General features: G+C 70.6%; 14 protein-coding genes. 4 read left to right on the plus strand and 10 right to left on the minus strand.

Going from position 1 to position 20,352, the window contains the following annotated elements:
- Nucleotides 1-95: 95 nt before the first annotated feature.
- Together trpS and HD597_RS44970 are read right to left on the minus strand one after the other, a co-directional pair.
- Nucleotides 96-1,100: a tryptophan--tRNA ligase gene (gene trpS, locus HD597_RS44965; protein ID WP_253752372.1), complete on the minus strand. Its 1,005-nt coding sequence runs from the start codon at nt 1,098-1,100 to the stop codon at nt 96-98.
- A gap of 14 nt (nt 1,101-1,114) precedes the next feature.
- A complete protein-coding gene (locus tag HD597_RS44970; RefSeq protein ID WP_253752375.1) occupies nt 1,115-2,428 on the minus strand; it encodes a hemolysin family protein in 1,314 nt (437 codons plus the stop codon).
- Between the two features lie 86 nt (nt 2,429-2,514).
- On the opposite strand from HD597_RS44970, the gene galE reads away from it, so the two are divergent.
- Both galE and HD597_RS44980 read left to right on the plus strand, forming a co-directional pair.
- Nucleotides 2,515-3,462 (plus strand): UDP-glucose 4-epimerase GalE, encoded by a 948-nt coding sequence (gene galE, locus HD597_RS44975; protein ID WP_253752378.1) that lies wholly within the window; start codon nt 2,515-2,517, stop codon nt 3,460-3,462.
- Between the two features lie 37 nt (nt 3,463-3,499).
- Nucleotides 3,500-3,652, plus strand: coding sequence for a hypothetical protein (locus HD597_RS44980; RefSeq protein WP_253752381.1), 153 nt, complete (start codon nt 3,500-3,502; stop codon nt 3,650-3,652).
- A 61-nt stretch (nt 3,653-3,713) separates the two neighbouring features.
- Here the strand turns inward: HD597_RS44980 and HD597_RS44985 are convergent, their stop codons facing one another.
- Together HD597_RS44985 and HD597_RS44990 are read right to left on the minus strand one after the other, a co-directional pair.
- The gene (locus HD597_RS44985; protein ID WP_253752383.1) at nt 3,714-4,700 is read right to left on the minus strand and encodes a malate dehydrogenase; all 987 of its coding nucleotides are present in this window, start codon (nt 4,698-4,700) and stop codon (nt 3,714-3,716) included.
- A 58-nt stretch (nt 4,701-4,758) separates the two neighbouring features.
- The gene (locus HD597_RS44990; protein WP_253752386.1) at nt 4,759-6,882 is read right to left on the minus strand and encodes a protein kinase domain-containing protein; all 2,124 of its coding nucleotides are present in this window, start codon (nt 6,880-6,882) and stop codon (nt 4,759-4,761) included.
- 163 nt (nt 6,883-7,045) lie between these two features.
- On the opposite strand from HD597_RS44990, the gene HD597_RS44995 reads away from it, so the two are divergent.
- Entirely contained in the window at nt 7,046-8,176 is a 1,131-nt protein-coding gene (locus HD597_RS44995) for a saccharopine dehydrogenase family protein (RefSeq protein WP_253752389.1), read from the plus strand.
- Here HD597_RS44995 and HD597_RS45000 read toward each other — a convergent pair.
- The 5 genes from HD597_RS45000 to HD597_RS45020 form a co-directional block, all read right to left on the minus strand.
- Complete coding sequence (locus HD597_RS45000) at nt 8,170-9,198, minus strand: polysaccharide deacetylase family protein (RefSeq protein WP_253752391.1); 1,029 nt, start codon at nt 9,196-9,198, stop codon at nt 8,170-8,172. The genes HD597_RS44995 and HD597_RS45000 overlap by 7 nt on opposite strands.
- A 133-nt stretch (nt 9,199-9,331) precedes the next feature.
- Nucleotides 9,332-14,794 carry an ATP-binding protein gene (locus tag HD597_RS45005; protein WP_253752394.1) on the minus strand — a complete coding sequence of 1,821 codons (5,463 nt, stop codon included), beginning with the start codon at nt 14,792-14,794 and terminating at the stop codon, nt 9,332-9,334.
- A gap of 233 nt (nt 14,795-15,027) precedes the next feature.
- Nucleotides 15,028-16,245, minus strand: coding sequence for an NADP-dependent isocitrate dehydrogenase (locus HD597_RS45010; RefSeq protein WP_253752397.1), 1,218 nt, complete (start codon nt 16,243-16,245; stop codon nt 15,028-15,030).
- A gap of 53 nt (nt 16,246-16,298) precedes the next feature.
- Nucleotides 16,299-16,607 (minus strand): DUF3017 domain-containing protein, encoded by a 309-nt coding sequence (locus HD597_RS45015; protein ID WP_253752412.1) that lies wholly within the window; start codon nt 16,605-16,607, stop codon nt 16,299-16,301.
- Complete coding sequence (locus HD597_RS45020) at nt 16,604-17,725, minus strand: citrate/2-methylcitrate synthase (RefSeq protein WP_253752415.1); 1,122 nt, start codon at nt 17,723-17,725, stop codon at nt 16,604-16,606. The genes HD597_RS45015 and HD597_RS45020 overlap by 4 nt, the downstream gene beginning before the upstream one ends.
- A gap of 181 nt (nt 17,726-17,906) precedes the next feature.
- Here HD597_RS45020 and HD597_RS45025 point away from each other — a divergent pair, with 181 nt between their 5' ends.
- Nucleotides 17,907-18,557 carry an FHA domain-containing protein gene (locus tag HD597_RS45025; protein ID WP_253752417.1) on the plus strand — a complete coding sequence of 217 codons (651 nt, stop codon included), beginning with the start codon at nt 17,907-17,909 and terminating at the stop codon, nt 18,555-18,557.
- 215 nt (nt 18,558-18,772) lie between these two features.
- Here HD597_RS45025 and HD597_RS45030 read toward each other — a convergent pair whose 3' ends face one another.
- On the minus strand, nt 18,773-20,305 hold the full coding sequence (locus HD597_RS45030) for a glycoside hydrolase family 10-like protein (RefSeq protein WP_253752419.1): 1,533 nt from the start codon (nt 20,303-20,305) through the stop codon (nt 18,773-18,775).
- Nucleotides 20,306-20,352: the final 47 nt, after the last annotated feature.

A 20,352-nucleotide genomic window follows, 5' to 3' on the forward strand; every position in this document is an offset into this window, starting at 1 on the left:
GCACGACTGCCAAGCGTGCGCAACTCCGCGAACGGCGTACGTACGAGGGCACGAAAAAGGGCCGGGCTGCACAGCCCGGCCCTCCGAACGGATCCCTACAGCTTGGGCAGGAAGCCCACCCTGTCGCGCACCTGCGCCATCGTCTCCTTCGCCACCGCCGACGCGCGCTCGGCGCCGATCGCCAGCATGCGGTCGAGCTCCTTCTCGTCGGCCAGCAGCTTCTCCGTGCGCTCCCTGATCGGCGCGAACGTCTGCTCGACGGCCTCGGCCACGTCCTTCTTGAAGGTGCCGTAACCCTGCCCCTCGTAGCGGGCGACCAGCTCGGGGATGGGCGTGCCGGTCAGCGCCGACTGGATGCGCAGCAGGTTGGAGATGCCCGGCTTGCCGGCCTCGTCGAACAGGACCTCGGAGCCCGTGTCGGTCACCGCCCGCATGACCTTCTTGCGCAGCGGCCCCGGCTGCTCCAGCACGTCGAGGATGCCCGCGGGGCTGGATGAGGACTTCGACATCTTCGCCGTCGGGTCCTGGAGGTCGGTGATCTTCTCGACCTCCTTGAGGATGTACGGGTCCGGCAGCGTGAAGGTGTCGCCGAAGCGGTGGTTGAAGCGCTGGCCCAGGTCGCGGGTGAGCTCCAGGTGCTGCTTCTGGTCGGCCCCGACCGGCACCAGGTTGGCCTGGTAGAGCAGGATGTCGGCGGCCTGGAGGATCGGGTAGGTGAACAGGCCCACGCTGGCCGCGCTCTCCCCGAACTTGGCCGACTTGTCCTTGAACTGCGTCATCCGCCCCGCCTCGCCCATGCCGGTGAGGCAGATCAGCACCCACGCCAGCTCGGTGTGCTCGCGCACGTGCGACTGCACGAAGACGGTGGAACGCTCCGGGTCGAGCCCGGCGGCGAAGAGCTGCGCCGCGGCCACGCGGCTGCGGCGGCGCAGCGCGTCGGGCTCGGTCGGCACGGTGATCGCGTGAAGATCGACCACGCAGTAGAACGCGTCGTGGGTCTCCTGCATGGTGACCCACTGGCGGACCGCACCCAGGTAGTTGCCCAGATGGAAGGAGTCCGCGGTGGGCTGGATGCCGGAGAGTACACGAGGTCTGGCCATAGCCCGCAATTGTGTCAGGAATCCTGCTCCGGCGGCGACTCGGCGGCCGGTCGGCGTTTCACCCTCACCCTGGCGATACGGCGGCCGTCCAGCTCGGTGACGGCCAGCTCGAAGCCGGAGAACTCCACCCGCTCCCCCACGGCCGGCACGTGCCCCAGCATCGCCATGACGAAGCCCGCCAGCGTCTCGTACGGGCCGTCGGGCAGCCGGATGCCGGTCTCGGTGGCGAAGTCGTTGAGGTTCGTCAGGCCGTCGATCTCGATCTCGCCGGCGGGCAGGATCACGACGTCCTCCTCGACGTCGTACTCGTCCCTGATGTCGCCGATCAGCTCCTCGACCAGGTCCTCCATGGTGACGATGCCGGCCGTGCCGCCGTACTCGTCCACCACGATGGCCAGGTGCTGGCCCTCGTCGCGCATCTCGTTCAGCGTGGTGAGCAGGCGCTTGGAGGCGGGCACGAACTTGGCGGCCCTGATCGGCACGACGGCGCTGATCGGCTCGGTGCGGCCGGTCAGCTCGGGGTCCAGCAGGTCGCGGACGTGCACGAACCCGATCACCTCGTCGTAGGTGTCGCGGTAGACGGGGAAGCGCGAGTGCGGGAGCGTGGCGGCCAGCCGGGCGGCCTGGGTCAGCGGCGTGTCGGCCTCCATGAACTCGACCTCGGTGCGCGGCAGCATCACCTCCCTGAGCTGCCGCTTGCCCGCGGCGAACACCTCGCCGATGAGCTTGCGCTCGTCGGCGGTCAGGTCGGTGTGGCCCACCACCATGTCGCGCAGCTCCTCGGTGGTGACCTCCTCCCTGTCGGCCTGCGGGTTGCCGCCGAGCAGCCGCACCACGCCGTCGGTGGACTTGGACAACATCCAGATGATCGGGCGCGACAAGGAGGCGATGCGGTCCAGGAACGGCGCCACGTACAGCGACAGCCCCTCGGCCCGCTGCAGCGCCAGCCGCTTGGGCGCCAGCTCCCCGAGCACCAGCGAGACGTACGAGATGGCCAGCGTGACCAGCACCAGGGCCAGCACGGGCGCCACGGCCACGGGCACCCCCCAGCCCTCCAGCACGGGCACGAGCTGCGCCGCGAGGCGGTCGGCGCCGAACGCGGCCGACAGCATGGTGGCCACGGTCACGCCGATCTGGACGGCGGACAGGAATCTGTTGGGGTCGCGGGCCAGCTTGGCCACGCGCTCACCACGACGTCCCCGTTGCGAGAGTTTGCGGACCTGGCTGTCGCGCAGGGAGACCATGGCGATTTCTGCGGCGGCGAAGAAGCCCCCGATCAGGATGAACAACAGGACCAGGGCGATGTTGGCCGCGACGGTGTCAAACATGGTGGTTGGCAGCGTACTCGTCGGCTTTCCCGCGTATGCTGAACGGCAAGCCTGACAAAATCAAACATATGCAAACAGGAGTACACATGAGGCTACTGGTCACCGGAGGCGCCGGGTACGTCGGAAGCGTGGTCGCGGCGCAGCTCATCGAGGCGGGGCACGAGGTGACCGTACTCGACGACCTGTCGACCGGGCATGAGGACGCGGTGCCGGAGGGCGCGCGTTTCGTCCGTGCGGACATCACCGAGGCCGGGCAGGCGCTCGACGGCGTCGAGGCGGTGCTGCACTTCGCGGCCAAGTCACTGGTGGGCGAGTCGGTGCAGAAGCCGGGGCTCTACTGGGCCAACAACCTGGGTGGCACGCTGGGCCTGCTGGACGCGATGCGCGACAAGGGCGTGGGGCGGATCGTGTTCTCCTCGACGGCGGCCACGTACGGGGAGCCGGAGCGCTCGCCGATCGAGGAGGACGACCCGACCCGGCCGACCAACCCGTACGGCGCCTCGAAGCTGGCCGTGGACACCGCCCTGAGCGCGTACGCGCGGCAGCGCGGGCTGGGCGCGGTGAGCCTGCGCTACTTCAACGTGGCCGGCGCCTACGGGCGCTTCCGCGAGCGGCACGCGATCGAGACCCACCTCATCCCGAACGTGCTGAAGGTGGCGACCGGCGAGCGTGAGTCGGTCAGCGTGTTCGGCACCGACTACCCCACCGCCGACGGCACCTGCGTGCGCGACTACATCCACGTCGCCGACCTGGCCAGGGCCCACCTGCTGGCGCTGGACGCGGCCACGCCCGGCGAGCACCGCGTCTACAACCTGGGCAGCGGCACCGGCTTCTCCGTGCAGGAGGTCATCTCGGTCTGCCGCGAGGTCACCGGGCACGAGATCCCCGCCGTCGTCGGCGACCGGCGGCCCGGCGATCCGGCCGTGCTGGTCGCCTCGTCCGCCAGGATCCAGCGCGAGCTGGGCTGGAAGCCCGAGCGGGCGGCGCTGCGCGACATCGTCTCCGACGCCTGGGGAGCGCTTTCTGCGAAATGACCATACGGAGCGTCAATGTGTGCTGTGATACCGAAATGTGAGGAGCTTTTCACCAAGGGTCACGAAGCTGATCTTCGGTGCCCTCATCGTGGTGTGCAGCGCGCTGGCCGCGGCGGGCGTGATCTTCGCCACCCCGCAGCCCGCTCCGGCCGTCCAGCCGGCCTCCTGCCCCGCAGAGGTTCCCCCGTAGGCACCCGCGAGAAGCGAAACGCGCGCCCCCGGCCTGGAGGGCGCGCGTTCGGCGAGGCGGCTCAGATGAGGCCCAGCTCCTGGACGGCCTGGCGCTCCTCCTCCAGCTCACGGACGCTGGCGTCGATGCGCTCGCGGGAGAAGGCGTCGATCTCGAGACCCTGGATGATCTCGAACCTGCCACCCGCCGCCCGCACCGGGAACGACGAGATGAGGCCCTCGGGCACGCCGTAGGAGCCGTCGGAGACCACGGCCGCGGAGGTCCACTCGGTGCCGTTGACCCAGTCGTGGACGTGGTCGATCGCGGCGTTGGCGGCCGAGGCCGCCGAGGACGCGCCACGGGCGTCGATGATGGCGGCGCCGCGCTTGGCCACCGTCGGGATGAACGTGTCACGCAGCCACTCGTTGTCGACCTGCTCGGCCGCGACCTTGCCGCCCACCTCGGCGTGGAACAGGTCGGGGTACTGCGTGGCGGAGTGGTTGCCCCAGATGGTCATCTTCTTGATCTCGGTGACCGGGACCTGGAGCTTGGCGGCGAGCTGGGACAGCGCGCGGTTGTGGTCGAGCCTGGTCATCGCGGTGAAGCGGTCGGCCGGCACGTCGGGCGCGTTGCGCTGGGCGATGAGCGCGTTGGTGTTGGCCGGGTTGCCCACGACCAGGACCTTGATGTCGTCGGCGGCGTGGTCGTTGATGGCCTTGCCCTGCGGGCCGAAGATGCCGCCGTTGGCGCCGAGCAGGTCGCCGCGCTCCATGCCGGCCTTACGCGGCATGGCGCCGACCAGCAGGGCGACGTTGGCCCCGGCGAAGGCGACGTCGGGGTCGTCGGTGATCTCGATGCCGGACAGCAGCGGGAACGCGCAGTCGTCCAGCTCCATCGCCGTGCCCTCGGCCGCCTTCACCGCCTGCGGGATCTCCAGCAGGCTGAGCTTGACCGGCACGTCGGCGCCGAGCAGGTGCCCCGACGCGATGCGGAACAGCAACGCGTAGCCGATCTGGCCGGCGGCTCCGGTGACGGTCACCTTTACGGGCACAGTGGCTGACGACGCCATGGCCTTCCCCTAACTCCCAGCAAGAATCGTTGACGCCTGGGATGTTACCCGCTCGTCATCAGCAGGTTTCCATCGCGGGCACCTTCAACTCCGCGTCGAAGTCCACCTTCTCGAAGTACCTGGTCAGGAGCTGCTGGATGTAGCCCCTGGCGTAGAAGTCGGCGATCACCGCCTCCACCGCCTGACAGGTGCGCACGTCACCCCGCCTGATGCCGACGCCGTAACGCTCGTTGGTGAGCTTGGCGCCGAGGATCTTGTAGCGCATGTTCTCCCTGGCAGCGAAGCCGGCCAGGATCAGGTCGTCGCCGGGCACCGCGTCCACCTTGCCGCTCCTGAGCATGTTCATGCAGGCGGCGTAGTCGCTGGCCGTGACCGGCACGACCTTCACCCGGTCCTGCACGGCGCCGACCGACGGGCTGTTGGGGGCGCAGATCCGCTTGCCCTTCAGGTCGCCGATCTCGTCGATGCCGTCGCCCGCCCGCACCAGGAGGTCCTGGTGAGCCAGGTAGTACGGCCCGGCGAACTGCGTCTCGCTCCGGTCGATCGAGTACGTCGCCACGACCAGGTCCACCCGGCCCTCGGACAGGGCGTCCGCGCGGTCGAACCGGCCGACCTGGACGAGCGTGGTGTCCCTGGCTCCCAGCTCCGTCGCGATCCGCTGGGCGATCTCGATGTCGAAGCCCTGGAAGTCGTCGCCGTTCTTCAGCGCGACGCCCGGCAGGTCGCCCTTGACGCCGATCACGATCTTCCCGGTCTGCGCCACCTTATCGGCCACCGTGGAGAAGGTGGGGGTGGGCTCGGGCGTCTCCTCGGCCGGGCCCGAGCCCCGCAGGAACGTCAGGTTGGCCAGGCTGCCGTTCAGCACCAGCGCGACGGCCGCGGCGGCGATCAGCACGATCGCGGTGGCCAGCGCCACCCACACCTTCGCCCGCCGGCGCCGCGCCGGCGGGACGGGCTCGGGCATCGGGTACGGCGCCCCGCCCCCTTCCGGCGGCGCCGTGGGCCCATGAGGCCCCGACGGCGCTGTCATGGCGCGCCCGCCGGTGTGCTGCCCCCCTGGGTGCGACCCGCTCGTGTGCTGCCCGCCTGTGTGCGGCCCGGCTGTGTTCTGCAGGTCCTGCGGCGCCGCCCCGGTGGCGGCGGTCCGGCCCTGCGGCGCCGCGGAGGCGCCTGTCTGAGCGGACGGCACCGCAGAGGCCCCGGTCTGCGGGGACGGCACGGGAGAAGCCCCGGTCTGCGACGACGGCACCACGGAGCCCTTGTGCCCCGGCTGCTCGGTGATCGACCGGGCCGACACCCTGATGAACGGCGTGGTGTCCTCGCTGGCCACCTGAACGCCCCGGCTGAGCACCGCCGTGGACGCCCCCGCCGCGGACGACTGCCCCAGCAGCCGCAGCAGGATCTGGTCGGCCGACGGCCGCTCGGCCGGCGACTTGGCCAGCGCCTCGCGCACGACACCGCGCAGCGGCTCGTGCAGCATGCCGACGTCCACCTCGTGGTTGAGGATGCGGTTGAGCACCGTCGCGATGGACTTGCCCTCGAAGGCCACCTTCCCCGTCGCGGCGAAGGCGATCGTCGCCCCCCACGAGAAGACGTCCGTGAAGGGCCCGATGTCGTCACCGGCGATCTGCTCGGGCGCCATGTAGGCGGGCGTGCCGATGGCGCGGCTGGTGATCGTGCCGGTGGAGTCGATGATCCGGGCGATGCCGAAGTCGACCACGCGCGGCCCGTCGGCGGCGATCAGCACGTTGTCGGGCTTGAAGTCGCGGTGCACGATCGAGGCGTGGTGGATCGCGGTGAGCGCGGTGGCGGTGCCGATGGCCAGCCGGTCGAGCACCGTGCCGGTCAGCGGCCCGTCGGTCTCGACGACCTCCCGCAACGGCCGGCCGTCGATGTACTCGCTGGCGATGTACGGCGTGTCGCCGTCGAGATCGGCCTCCATCACGCGGGCGGTGCAGAACGACGCGACCCGCTGCGCCGCCTTCAGCTCCCTGGCGAAACGCGACCTGGCAATGGTGTCGCCGCTGAACTTGACGTGCAGCAGCTTGATCGCGGCACGCTCACCCTTGTCGTTGACGCCCAGGTAGACGATGCCCTGGCCACCTTCGCCGACCCGTCCGGACAGCCGGAAGGAGCCAAGCTCGGTGGGATCGCCGGCGACCAGCGGCGAAATTTGCGGCATTCGTCATCCCCACGTGTGCTGAACCCCATCGACGCAAACTTTACGACGCTCAGCAACTTCTCAGGGATCGGTTAAGGTCTGGCTACGTCACGGCTTCGTGTCTTTCGTGAATCGGGCATCGCGCGTCTTGCGTTCGCACCCCGTTCGGGGAAGCCTCAGGATCATGGATCGCCCCTATGACATCGTGCTGTTCGGCGCGAGCGGGTTCACCGGCGCGCTGACGGCCGCCTACCTCGCCAGGGCCGCCGGCCCCGGCACCCGCTGGGCGCTGGCCGGACGCGACCGGGCCAAGCTGGAGCGCCTCGGGCTCGACGTGCCGGTCCTCACCGCCGACGCCACCGACGCGGCCTCGCTGGCGGCGCTCGTCCGCCAGACCCGGGTGCTGGCCACCACGGTCGGCCCGTACGTCCTGCGCGGCGAGCCCCTCGTCGCCGCCTGCGCCGACGCCGGCACCCACTACCTCGACCTCACGGGCGAGCAGGAGTTCGTGGACCGGGTGTACGTGCACTACCACGACCGGGCGGCCAGGAGCGGCGCCAAGCTGGTGCACGCCTGCGGCTTCGACTCCGTCCCGTACGACCTCGGCGTCCTGCACACGGTCACCCGGTTGCCCGAGGGCGTCCCGCTCAGGATCAGCGGCTTCCTGAGGGGCAACGGCCGCCCGTCGGGCGGCACGGCGGCCAGCGCGCTGACCGTCATGGGCCGCGCCCGCCAGGCCGTCCAGCAGGGCGCACAGCGCCGTTCCGCCGAGCCCCGGCCCAAGGGCCGCACGATCAGCTCGCTGCCGGGCGGGGTGCGTTACGTGGGCGGCTGGGCGCTGCCCATGCCCAGCGTCGACCCGCACATCGTCGGCTACTCCGCCCGGCTGCTCGACCGCTACGGCCCCGACTTCACCTACCGCCAGCACTACGCGGTCCGCACCCTGCCCCGGGCGCTGGCCACGGTGGCGGGTGCGGGCGCGCTCGCGGCGCTGGCCCAGGTCCCGCCGGCGCGCCGCTGGCTGCAGGGCCGGGTGCGCCCCGGCGAGGGGCCGTCACCCGCGCGGCGGGCCAGGAGCTGGTTCAAGGTCACGTTCCTCGGCGAGGGCGGCGGCGTGCGCGTGGTCACGGAGGTCTCGGGAGGCGACCCCGGCTACGACGAGACCGCCAAGATGCTCGCCGAGTCGGCCCTCTGCCTGGCCTTCGACGACGTCCCCGACCGCGCGGGCCAGCTCACCACGGCCTCGGCCATGGGGCAGCCCCTCATCGACCGCCTGCACCGCGCGGGGATCACCTTCAGGGTCCTCGTTCAGTAGGGCAGGCTCCAGTTGGCGAAGGACTTGCGCAGGTACGGCGCCTTGTACTTGGGATAGGCGACCGTGCTCACGTCCCCGTCCGAGGTGTAGCGCATGTCCGGGTTCTTCTTGAGCCAGTCGAGCCAGGCGTGCGAGCAGAACTGCGCGCAGTCGCCCTTCTTGTCCATGGCCTTGATCCGCGGGATCCCGGCCGCGTCGTAGGACTTGCTGAAGGGGGCCGGCGCGGGCGTGTACCCGGCCAGGAAGGCGCCCTGGTGGTTGTAGAGCTTGCCGCGCAGCGCCCAGTCCTTCTTGTTCGGCTGGTTGCCGTACGGCAGGGCGATCGTGGTGGGCTTGGTGTAGGACAAGGAGTTGATCTGCGCGGCGATCTTGCCGATCTGCTCCTCGACCTCCTTGTGCGAGCGGCCACGCAGGTTGAGGTGGTCGCTGGTGTGGTTGCCGATCTCGAAGCCGTTGTCCTTGAGCCAGAGCAGCATCTGCGCCTGCTCCTCGCGCGCGGTCTTGCCGAACATGTCGCGCGTCACGTAGAAGGTGGCCTTGGGCTTCCAGCCCGGGTGCGCGGCGGCGACCTCCTTCATGATCGCGACCGCGGTGTCCTTCTGCGGCTCGCCCATCTGGTTCAGCGTGAGCTGCGAGGGCGAGGAGTCGTCGAACGTCAGCACCACGGGGTGCTTGCCGGCCGGGATGTCGATCTTGCCGGCCACCATCTCGGCGGCCGTGATCGGCACGTAGCCCTCCTTCACCAGCCGCTCCAGGTCCGACCTGAACTGCTGCGGCGACCTGTCGTCCGTCGTCTGCGGCTTCGGCACGATCCGGTGGAACATCAGCACCGGGATCTGGCCCAGCTCGTTCGCCTTCACCGCGGCGGCGTTCTTGACCTTGGCGGCCTTGGTCGCCTTGAGCTTCGCGGCGGCGTCGACCTTGGTGTCGGCCAGCTTGGTGGTGTCCGGCTGAGAGTCGCAGCCGGTCAGGATCGCGGCGGCGGTGAGCGCCCCCAGCCCACTCAAAATTCTCAGTCGCATCCGAACCCCCCGAAACGCTTACGACTGTTCTGAGCTGCCTCATACCCACGTGATCAACACCGCCACGCCGCCCTGAGCGTCAAGACATGGGAAAGGGCCGCCCCCGAGGGGACGGCCCTTTTCGGCGCGGCTCCTAGGCCAGGCGGGCCTCGATGGCCTCGATCACCCGCGGGCGCAGCTCCGCGGCGCGGATGACGGCGTCGACGGAGCCGACCTCGACCGCGCGCCGGATGTTGTGCACCCGGTCGAACTCCGCGGCCACCTCGCCGAGCTTCTCCGCCCGCACCGACGCCCGCAGCTCGTCCAGCTCGGCGGTCAGCGCCGCGCGATCGGCCCCGGCCGCCGCGGCGACGCGGGCCTCGAGGTCCTGCACGCGCGCGTCGGCCGCCGTCCTGGCGTTGACCTCGCCGGCGAAGACGACCGCGGCGGCCGGCGCGCCACCCAGCACCGAGGCGAACGAGCCCTCCAGCGCCAGCACGGTCATGTTCGGGTTCAGTGCCTTGGAGAACACCACGAACGCGCCACCGTGGTACCGCGAGATCACGCAGAACACGATGGGCCCGCGGAAGTTCACGATCGCGCGGCCGATCTCGGCGCCGTACTCCAGCTGCAGCTTCCGCATCGACTCCGGCGAGCCGTCGAAGCCGGACAGGTTCGCCAGCACCACCAGCGGCCGGTTGCCGCTGGCCGCGTTGATGGCCCGCGCGGCCTTCTTCGACGACCGCGGGAACAGCGTGCCCGCGGTGTAGGTGTCGGGGCCGTCGGTGGGCGGGAAGCCGCGCCGCGGCACCGACCGCGACTCGATGCCGAGCAGGCACACCGGCATGCCGCCGAGATGCACGTCCTGCACCACCGCGGTCTCCGCGTCGGCCATGCCCGCCCAGCGCTCCAGCACCGGGTGGTCCTGGTCGGACAGCGCCCGCATCACGGTGCGGATGTCGAACGGCTTCTTGCGGTCGGGGTTGGCCGCGCTGGAGAAGATCTCGCCGACCGTGGCGAAGTCGCTGCCCTCCACCACGTGCGGGAAGTCGGAGATGTCGCGGTCGACGGGGTCGTTGGTACGCGCCCGCCGCGGCCCCTGCTCGCCCGGGGCGACGTAGGTGTGGTCGTAGTGCGACATCAGCACGTCGCGGGCGGCGGACAGGTTCGGCGCCCAGTACTGGGCCTGCCCGTTGGGGCCCATCACCCGGTCGTAGCCGCCGATGCCGAAGTTGTCCTCCGCCGAGACGCCACCGGAGAAGTCGAGCGACTGCTTGCCGGTGAGCACCATCGCCGAGTCCGGCGTCATCACCAGGATGCCCTTGGTGTGCATGAGCATCGTCGCCTCGGCGTTCCAGTACGGCTGCGCGCCGACGTTGATGCCCGCGACCACGATGTTGATCTCGCCGCCGTCCTGGGTGAACTCCACGATGCGCTTGAGTGCCGCGGCCACCCAGTCCATGTTCTCGGTGCCCGACTCCATGGAGATGCGGGCGCCGGCCGACAGCGCGTACCACTCCAGCGGCACCCGCATCCGCTCGGCCAGGTCCAGCGCGGCGATCACGCGGCGGCACTCGGGCTCCGACAGCGCGCCGAGCGACTTCGTCGGGTCGCCGAGCAGCACGACCCTGGTGATGCCCTCGGGGTGCCGCCTGGTGCGCGTGGTGACCACGCCCGCGACGAGCGCCGCGCTGTTGCGGCCCTTCGGCCGATCGACCGGCACGAGCGCGTGCTCCGCGTCGAGGTCGTGCTCGACGAAGTCGCCGAGCATGCCGGTCAGCTCGTACGGGTAGACGGTGTTGCGGCTGCTCGCGCGCAGCACCTTCTGCCGGTAGTCGTCCAGCGGCTCGATCGGCGCGTCCGACGGCTGGCCGATGGTCAGCTTGGGGGCGCCGGTGGCGTCGAGGGAGATGCGCACGGCGACCTTGGTCAGCGCGCCGGTCTCCGGGTCACGCTGCCGCGCGATGAACAGCGTCTCCTCCAGCCCGGCCCCGGCGGTCGTCGGCAGCACGCGCCGGGCGAGCATCTCGATCTCGGCGCGGGTGAGGTTGCTGGGCGGCCAGACGTAGATCACGATCCGGTTGGTGTTGAGCCGCTTCTTCGACGGCCGCCGGGCCTGGGCGCGGCGGATGGAGTCGACGCAGGCGGCGATGACGTCCTCGGCCGTCGGCAGCGCGACGAGCCTGCCGTCGTGCTCGCGCAGCTCGGTCAGGTCGCGGACCTGCGCGAAGGCGATGAGCCTGTCGTCGGACGGGTTCTCCCGCGCCACGCACTGGAAGAGGTAGACCTCCTCGTCCGACGACGGGAGCCGGGTGAGGTCGAACTTGTTCAGCCGCTCCAGCTGCATGCGCTCGGCGATGTACGGGTGCAGGCCGCGGATCAGCCGCTCCTCCGCCATCCCCTCGGCCGTCGGGCGGAAGGTGAAGTGGTGGTGCATGACCGCCCCGCCGCGCCCGGCGACGGTGGCGGTGATCCTGCGGACCTGCCCGGGCAGCGGGTGCGCGGCGACGGCCTCGTGCAGCGCGGCCGCCGCGGCGTCGGAGTCCTCCGGCTGGCCTTCCCAGACGAGGTAGATGTCGGCGTCCACGACGTCCTCACCGGCGCCTGCCAGCTCGGCCAGCCCGCGCAGGGCGCCGCCCAGCGCCTCGAAGCTCACGGCGGCGGAGACCACGCACGAGCCCGCGCGCTCGGCGATCACGAACGTGCAGCCCGCGACCTCGCGGGTGCCGACGGTGATGAGCTGCTTGTTGCCGTAGTAGCGCCGGGTCAGCACCTCCAGCATGACCGCGTTGTCCAGGTTCTCGCGGACCAGGCGCTGGCCGAGCAGGCGCACCAGCGGCTCGGTGCTGCGGACCATCTCGGCGATGCGCTCGGCGCGGTCGGGCGAGGCGGGGTGCGCGTCGAGGTGGCGCAGGTGCTTGCGCACGCCGGCGTAGACGCGGGCGCGGTTGCGGCGCAGCAGCGGCTGGCCGAACCAGGCGAACACGACGCCGCGCGCGAGGTCGGAGATCACCGGGAAGCGGACCTGCGTCGCGGCGAGCAGCCGCTCCAGCACGAGGCCGGCGGGCTCGCGCAGCGCCTCGTCCGGCGGCGGCTCGCGCAGCCAGGAGCGCAGCAGGGTCGCCAGGACCGCGGCGTCGGCGGAGGCGCGCTGCTGGGCCAGGAAGATGCGAAACACCGCGCCTTCGAGCTCGCCCGTCCGCTCCAGGTCGGTGACGCCGTAGTGCCGCAGCGCCTTGGCGAGCTTGGTCTGGAAGGTGCCCGGCAGCCCGGCCCGCTCGACGTCGAGGCTCTGCAGGTAGGTGTGGAAGTACTCGCGCGGGCTGTGGACGTGCTCCTCGCCGCCGTCCTCCCCGGCGGGCCGGTTGCGGCTCAGCTCGGCCAGGTCGGCGAACACCTCGAAGAGCTCCAGCTCCTCGGCCAGCGGCCGGTGGCCGGCCTCGATGACCGGACGGCGCGCGGCGAGGTAGTCGTCGAGCACCCGGCGCTCGTCGTGCGGGTCGAGGTCGTAGCCCAGCAGCAGGCTGCGCAGGCCCTCCTGGCCGCGCCTGGCGCGCTCGCGCGCCGGCAGCTCGCCGGGCGCCGGGGGCAGGTCCAGCTCGACGGCGCCGACCGCCTCGTCGAGCGCGGCGGCGGAGTCGTCGGCCAGCGGCTCCAGCCGCAGCAGCGGCGCGCCCGTCTCCACCTGGCTGCCCACGGAGACGGAGATCTCCTTCAGCCGCGCCTTGAACGGCGCCCGCAGCACCGTCTCCATCTTCATGGACTCCAGCACCAGGACCGGCGCGCCCGCCTCGACCTCGGCGCCGACCGCCAGCGGCGTGGCGACGACCAGGGCGGGCGCGGGCGAGCGGACGACGCCGCCCTCGTCGCGGCTGACGCGGTGCGCCACGCCGTCCACCTCGATCAGGTGGGTGGCCCCGTGCGTGCCGGTGAGCAGCCGGTAGCGGCTGCCGTCGACGACGATCTGCCCGGTGTACCGGTCGAAGCGGTCGAGCTCGACGTCGGCGGTGCGGACCTCGCCGCCCGCCTCGACGGCGACGCGGAAGCGGTGCGCGCCGACCCGTGCGACGCGCACGCGGTAGCCGGCGCCGCGCAGCTTGAGGTCAAGCGGCCGGCTGCTCTTGTGCTGCACCTGCGGACGCCCGCCGAACGCGGTCGCGAGCAGGCGCTGCCGCTCGACGCGCTCCTCCTCCTCGTACGCCTCGATGGCGGCGGCCGCCAGCGCGACGCCGGAGTGCCGGTGCGAGACGAGCCTGCCCTCGCCGCGGACGCGGTCGATCCAGCCGGTGTCGGCGCTGGCGTCGATCACCTCGGGCTGGTCGAGCAGGTCGAGCACGAAGCTCTTGTTCGTGGCGCCGCCCTCGATGATCACCGAGGTGCGGGCCATCGCCCGGCGCAGCCTGCCGAGCGCCTCCTCGCGGTCGCGGCCGTAGGCGATGATCTTGGCGATCATGGAGTCGAAGTCGGCGGGGATGGTGTCGCCCTCGCTGACGCCGGTGTCGACCCGGATGCCCGGCCCGGCGGGCAGGTCCAGCCGGGCGACGCGGCCCGGGGACGGCGCGAAGTCGCGGTCGGGGTCCTCGGCGTTCAGCCGGGCCTCGATGGCGTGGCCGCGCTCCGCCGGCGGCTGCCCTTCGAGCCGGCCTCCCGACGCCACGTGAAGCTGCGCCTTGACCAGGTCGAACCCGGTGGTGATCTCGGTGATCGGATGCTCGACCTGCAGCCGGGTGTTGACCTCCAGGAACGCGAACAGCCGCTCGCCGGGGTGGTAGAGGAACTCGACGGTGGCCGCGCCCCGGTAGCCGACCGCCACGGCCAGCCGCTCGGCCGACGCCTTGAGCTCGGCCGTCTGCTCGGGGCCGAGCACCGGCGAGGCCGACTCCTCGATGACCTTCTGGTTGCGCCGCTGCACCGAGCAGTCGCGGACGCCGAGCGCCCACGCTGTGCCCTGGCCGTCGGCGATCACCTGCACCTCGACGTGCCGGGCGCCGGTGACCAGCCGCTCCAGGAACACGACGCCGCTGCCGAAGGCCCGCTCGGCCTCCTGGCTGGTGCGCTCGTAGGCGTCGTCCAGCTCGGCCTCGCTGGTGATCACGCGGATGCCGCGCCCGCCGCCGCCCGCGGTGGCCTTCAGCATCAGCGGGTAACCGATCCCGGCCGCGGCCGCCCGCGCGGCGTCGAGGCTCTCGACCGCGCCGCGGCTCCACGGCGCGACCGGCACGCCGACCTCCTCGGCGATCAGCTTGGCGCCGATCTTGTCGCCGAGCTTGCGCATGGCGTCCGGGCCCGGCCCGACGAAGGTGACCCCGATCCTGTCGCACAGCTCCGCGAACGCGGGATCCTCGGCGACGAAGCCCCACCCGACCCACGCGGCGTCGGCCCCCGACTCCACCAGCGCGCGCTCCAGCACCTTCAGGTCGAGGTAGGGGCGCGCCGAGGCGGGACCGAGATCGTAGGACAGGTCCGCCTCGCGGACGAAGGTGGCCGTACGGTCGACGTCGGTGTAGAGAGCGACCGTCTCCATCCGTGTCCCGGTCTCCGCGGCGAGGTCCCGTACGGCGTGGATGAGGCGCATGGCGGCCTCACCACGATTGACGATGGCGACACGACTGAACACCCGACCGAGCCCTCCTGTAGACCAACGATGTGCGCCCTGCGGCACGACAGCCCCGTGCAGTATCAACTCTCCCGTCTGCCGGCCGGTGACGCCCATGTCGTAGACAGCGCACGCTACGCGGCTCGTTTTGTGGGAAACCCCCAAAAAGCCGACCGCGCCCGAGACGGCGGCAGACAGCCGAACGACCCCTACCACGCGGCACAACCGCAGGTAGAGGCCGTCTTTGGCGGCAGTTAAGCCGACATCTTCTTCTTGAGGTTCTCGTCGAGAGCCGCCAGGAAGTCCTGGGTGGTCAGCCACTTGGCGTCGCCGCCGACGAGGAGCGCGAGGTCCTTGGTCATCTGACCGCCCTCGACGGTCTCCACGCAGACCTGCTCCAGCGTGTTGGCGAACTCGGTCACCGCGGGGGTGTTGTCGAGCTTGCCGCGGTGGGCCAGGCCACGCGTCCACGCGAAGATCGAGGCGATCGGGTTGGTGGAGGTGGGGTTGCCCTGCTGGTGCTGGCGGTAGTGACGGGTCACGGTGCCGTGCGCGGCCTCGGCCTCGACGGTCTGGCCGTCGGGGGTCATCAGGACCGAGGTCATCAGGCCGAGCGAGCCGAAGCCCTGGGCGACCGTGTCGGACTGGACGTCGCCGTCGTAGTTCTTGGCGGCCCAGACGTAGCCGCCCTCCCACTTCAGCGCCGCGGCGACCATGTCGTCGATGAGGCGGTGCTCGTAGGTCAGGCCGGCCTTGTCGAACTCGTCCTTGAACTCGGTCTCGAAGACCTCGGCGAAGATGTCCTTGAAGCGGCCGTCGTAGGCCTTGAGGATCGTGTTCTTCGTGGAGAGGTAGACCGGGTAGCCACGGTTGAGGCCGTACCGCATCGACGCGCGGGCGAAGTCGCGGATCGACTCGTCCAGGTTGTACATCGCCATCGCGATGCCGCTGCCGGGGAAGTCGTACACGTCGAGCTCGATCGGCTCGGAGCCGTCCTTCGGCGTGTACGTCAGGGTCAGCGTGCCCTCGCCGGGGATCTTCAGGTCGGTGGCGCGGTACTGGTCGCCGAAGGCGTGACGGCCGACGACGATCGGCTTGGTCCAGCCGGGGACGAGCCGCGGGACGTTCGACATGATGATCGGCTCGCGGAAGATCACGCCGCCGAGGATGTTGCGGATGGTCCCGTTGGGGGACTTCCACATCTTCTTGAGGCCGAACTCCTCGACGCGCGCCTCGTCCGGGGTGATGGTGGCGCACTTCACACCGACGCCGTACTTCTTGATGGCGTTCGCGGCGTCGATGGTGACCTGGTCGTCCGTGGCGTCTCGGTGCTCGATGCCGAGGTCGTAGTACTTCAGGTCGACGTCGAGGTAGGGAAGGATCAGCTGGTCCTTGATGAACTGCCAGATGATCCGGGTCATCTCGTCGCCGTCAAGCTCGACGACGGGGCCCTCCACCTTGATCTTGGGCATGCGAATGGTTCCCCTTCAATGAATGGATGCGTTGAGGCTATCGGACCGCCAGGTCACGGTGCGAAAAGGGACAGGATGAGCGCCTTCAGCTCGTTGTTGTAAAGCAGGAGCGAGGTCAGGACCAGCACGAACCCGAAAACGGACAGCGTGATGACGTCGATCCTCTTGCTCCTCAGCGCGAGCTGCCCGCCGTACCCGGCGAAGCGCAGCGCGGCGGCGACCATGATGGCCGCGCCCAGCACGAACCCGCCCCAGCGCGGGTTCGCGACGAAGACCACGAGCACGCCGACGGCCGCACCCGCCAGGATCAGCGGGTACGGCCCCCAGCTCTCGCGTTGTCCGGTCCCAGGTTGGTTGCTCAACGCTCTTCTATCGGCTTCCACTTCTGGTCGGTCTCACCGATGTACTCACTGTCGGGGCGGATCAGCCGGTTGTCGGCGTGCTGCTCGATCACGTGAGCGGTCCAGCCGGACATGCGGCTGATGGAGAAGACCGGCGTGAACAGGTCGGTGGGGATGCCCAGGTAGTGGTAGACCGAGGCGGCGTAGAAGTCGACGTTGGGGTAGAGACCCTTGGTCTCGAAGACGACTTCCTCCATTTCCTTGGACATCCGGTAGTACGTGTCGTCGCCGCTGGACTCGCCCAGCTCGGCCGACATCCTACGCAGGTGCGTGGCGCGGGGGTCCTCCGTCTTGTAGACGCGGTGACCGAAGCCCATGATCTTCTCGCCGGCGGCGAGCTTGTCGCGTACGGCCTGGGCCACGCCTCCCGGCGACAGCGACTCCAGGGTCTTCATGACCTGCTCGTTCGCCCCGCCGTGCAGCGGGCCCTTGAGGGTGCCGATGGCGGCGACGATGGCGGAGTGCATGTCCGACAGGGTCGCGGCGCAGACGCGGGCGGCGAAGGTGGAGGCGTTCATGGTGTGGTCGGCGTGCAGGACCAGGCACTCGTCGAAGATCTCGACCTCGCGCGGGGCGGGCGTGCGGCCGGTGACCTGGAGCAGGAAGTTCGCGGCGATGCTCAGCGACGGGTCCGGCTCGGGGGCCTCGGAGCCGGTGCGGGCGGCGTGGTAGCGGGCGACGAGCAGCGGCTGCTGGGCGACCAGCCTGGCCGCCTTGCGCAGGTTGGCGTCGGGCGCGATGGAGTCCTTGTCGGGGTCGTCGGCGCCCGACAGGGAGACCAGCGAGCGCAGTGCCTCCATGGGTTTCTGTTTCTCGGCGATCTCGGCGACGTTCGCGGACACCAGGGCGCCCAGCTCCCGGCCGCGCGCCAGCTCGGCGCCGTAGGCGTCGAGGTCGGAGCGGGTGGGCAGCTTGCCACGCTGGAGCAGGTGTGCGGTCTCCTCGAACGTCGCGCGGCCGGCCAGGTCGTGGATGTCGTATCCACGGTAGAAGAGGCGACCGGCCTTTCCGTCGATGTCACTCAGCGCTGTGGACGCCGCGACGACATCGGCCAGACCTTTCGTGGGCTTGTCCGCCATGAGTGTTTCCTCCGCTTATCGTCGTCCGAAGTCTACCCGTGAGCAGGCAAAACCGACCGCAAAGGTCCAGACCAATTTCACGTCGGATTCTCCTTTCGGCAAAGGAGATTCCGCATCCCCTCGGTTGGGTAAGCCGGAGCTGTAGTAATAGTTACGGCGGGCTACCTGGGGAGGAACTGCCGTGGAGGGGCCGTTCATACGCATCGAGGACACTGGCGAGGTGGTCCCGTTGCGCCCCGAGATCACGACGGTCGGAAGGGGCCGGGGTGTAGACATCCGGCTCACCGACCCCAGCGTGTCTCGACTCCATGCCGAGTTCGTCAGACGAGGACCCTACCTGTACGTCGTGGACCTGGGCCTGTCCAGGAACGGCACACGGGTGAACGGCAGGCCGATCGCCCGGAGGGTTCTTGACGACGGCGACGTCGTCTCGTTCGGCGCGGCGCGGGGTCGCATCGGTGGAGTCCCCCGAGAGGACTTCACCCCTGAGGTCGAGCTGCGCAGGGCGGCCGCGCCCGAGCTGACCAGACGCGAGGTCGACGTGCTGACCTCGCTCTGCCGGCCGGCGCTGTCGGACGAGGCGTTCGTCGCCCCGGCGACCGCACGCGAGATCGCCGACGACCTGGTCGTGACCGAGGCCGCGGTCAAGCAGCACCTGCTGCGGCTCTACCAGAAGTTCAGGATCCCCGAAGGCACCAACCGGCGCACCCGGCTGGCCAACGAGGTGGTGGCGCTCGGACTCGTGCGCCCGACCCCCGTGGTCCCGCCACAGCGCGCGTCGGGGGCCTCGGCGGCCGAGCAGCCTTCGGCGGCTGGGCGCAGGGCGTCTTAACAGGGCTTCTGAGATCGCGACCGGGGCTACGGCGAGGGGTTCCGGCAGCGTCGGGCCCTGAGCCCCCACCATGCCGATCGCGGCACGGATTCGAGCAGCGGTGATGCGTCCGAGGAGGGCGTGCGCCGGGCTCGTCGCCGGTCAGGAAACCGGCCGGCGACGCGCGCAGGCGTAGCACGCCCTCAGCCCATCTCAGATCACCCGGGCAGCACCCCTCAGATCGCCCGGAACCCGTTGCTCGGCCTGCTCGTCCGGTTGGCCCGGTCCACCGCCATCACGTAGTAGTGGTCGCCGCGCTCGCCGTCGGGGTCGGTCCAGTGGACCTGCCTGTCGCCGGGCACGACCGCGACGAGGTTGCGCGCGTCTGCGAAGTCACCCGAGCCCGCGTGCCGGTCGAGGCGGAAGACGGCGAACAGGAACGGCTCGTCCCTGCCGGTGGCCACCGCCCGCACCTCGACCCCGCCCGAGCGGACCCGCTTGGCGTAGGCCAGCACCGGCCGCCGCGGCGGCTCGCCGCCCGCCAGCCTGGGCAGCACGGGCGCGAGCGCGGGCCGCTGGTAGTGGTCGTTGACCGCGGTGGAGACGGAGCCGATCCGGTCCACCTTGACGTCGTTGGCGTTGTACCAGATGTCGCCGCCGATCTCGGGGTGCTCGCGGTTGAGCGTCAGATGCCTGGACAGCTCGCCCGGCACCTGCCACTCGGGCGCCTGCGCGGGGTCGCCCGCCTTGTACGCGGCCTGCCCGATCCACAGCAGCGTGTTCGTGCCGCTCGCCACGTCCGACCACCACGGCACGAGCTTGGAGTAGTCGGCCGGCGGCTGCCCGATGTACCAGTAGAGCTGCGGCGCGATGTAGTCGAGCCAGCCCTTCTTGACCCAGCCGCGGGTGTCGGCGTGCAGATTGTCGTAGGACTGGCCGCCGTTGGTCTCGGAGCCGAGCGGGTCGGTGCCCTTGTTGCGCCAGATGCCCGACGGGCTGATGCCCCAGGCGATCTCCGGCTTCTCGGCGAGCACCCGCTGCTGCATCTCCTGCACCATGAGGTCGACGTTGTTGCGCCGCCAGGAGGCCAGGTCGGGGAAGCCGGCGCCGTACTTGGCGAACTCCTCGGCATCGTCGAAGGCCGTGGTGTTGGTCGGGTAGAAGTAGTCGTCGAAGTGCAGGCCGTCGATGTCGTAGCGGGTGACCGCGTCCATCATCGCGTCCTGGCAGAACTTGCGGACCTCCGGCATGCCCGGGTTGTAGTAGAGCTTGCCGCCGAACGGCAGGATCCAGTCGGGGTTCTTGCGGCCGGGGTGGTCGGGGTGCAGCTTGGCCGGGTCGGCCTGCATCGAGACGCGGTACGGGTTGAACCAGGCGTGGAAGGCCAGGCCGCGCTTGTGCGTCTCCTCCACGGCGAACCCGAGCGGGTCGTAGCCGGGGTCCTGCCCCTGGGTGCCGGTCAGGTACTGCGACCACGGCTCGTACGGCGACGGCCAGAACGCGTCGGCCGTCGGCCTGATCTGCACGAACACCGAGTTCAGCTTCCTCTGGACGGCCACGTCCAGCCACGCCAGGTACTCGGCCTTCTGCTCCTCGGCGCTCAGCCCGGGCTTGGACGGCCAGTTGATGTTGACCACGGACGCGATCCACATGCCCCGCATCTGCCGTAACGGCGGGACGTAGCCGGCCTCGGCGAAGGCCGGCAGCGGGACGGCGGAAGCGGCGGCGGCGAGGGCGAGACCCTTCAGGAGAGTCCTTCTGCTGGGCATGGGGGGTGGCCTCTCGGAAGTGGTTGTGTCGAGGCCGACGATGACAG

It is taken from the genome of Nonomuraea thailandensis (assembly GCF_024172165.1).
GTDB lineage: Bacteria > Actinomycetota > Actinomycetes > Streptosporangiales > Streptosporangiaceae > Nonomuraea > Nonomuraea thailandensis.

Coding starts and splice junctions, on each gene's coding strand:
- HD597_RS45010 (WP_253752397.1), bottom strand. CDS start 16,245: ATGCCCAAGATCAAGGTGGAGGGCCCCGTCGTCGAGCTTGACGGCGAC.
- HD597_RS44995 (WP_253752389.1), top strand. CDS start 7,046: ATGGATCGCCCCTATGACATCGTGCTGTTCGGCGCGAGCGGGTTCACC.
- HD597_RS45020 (WP_253752415.1), bottom strand. CDS start 17,725: ATGGCGGACAAGCCCACGAAAGGTCTGGCCGATGTCGTCGCGGCGTCC.
- HD597_RS45000 (WP_253752391.1), bottom strand. CDS start 9,198: ATGCGACTGAGAATTTTGAGTGGGCTGGGGGCGCTCACCGCCGCCGCG.
- galE (WP_253752378.1), top strand. CDS start 2,515: ATGAGGCTACTGGTCACCGGAGGCGCCGGGTACGTCGGAAGCGTGGTC.
- HD597_RS44990 (WP_253752386.1), bottom strand. CDS start 6,882: ATGCCGCAAATTTCGCCGCTGGTCGCCGGCGATCCCACCGAGCTTGGC.
- HD597_RS45030 (WP_253752419.1), bottom strand. CDS start 20,305: ATGCCCAGCAGAAGGACTCTCCTGAAGGGTCTCGCCCTCGCCGCCGCC.
- HD597_RS44970 (WP_253752375.1), bottom strand. CDS start 2,428: ATGTTTGACACCGTCGCGGCCAACATCGCCCTGGTCCTGTTGTTCATC.
- trpS (WP_253752372.1), bottom strand. CDS start 1,100: ATGGCCAGACCTCGTGTACTCTCCGGCATCCAGCCCACCGCGGACTCC.
- HD597_RS44985 (WP_253752383.1), bottom strand. CDS start 4,700: ATGGCGTCGTCAGCCACTGTGCCCGTAAAGGTGACCGTCACCGGAGCC.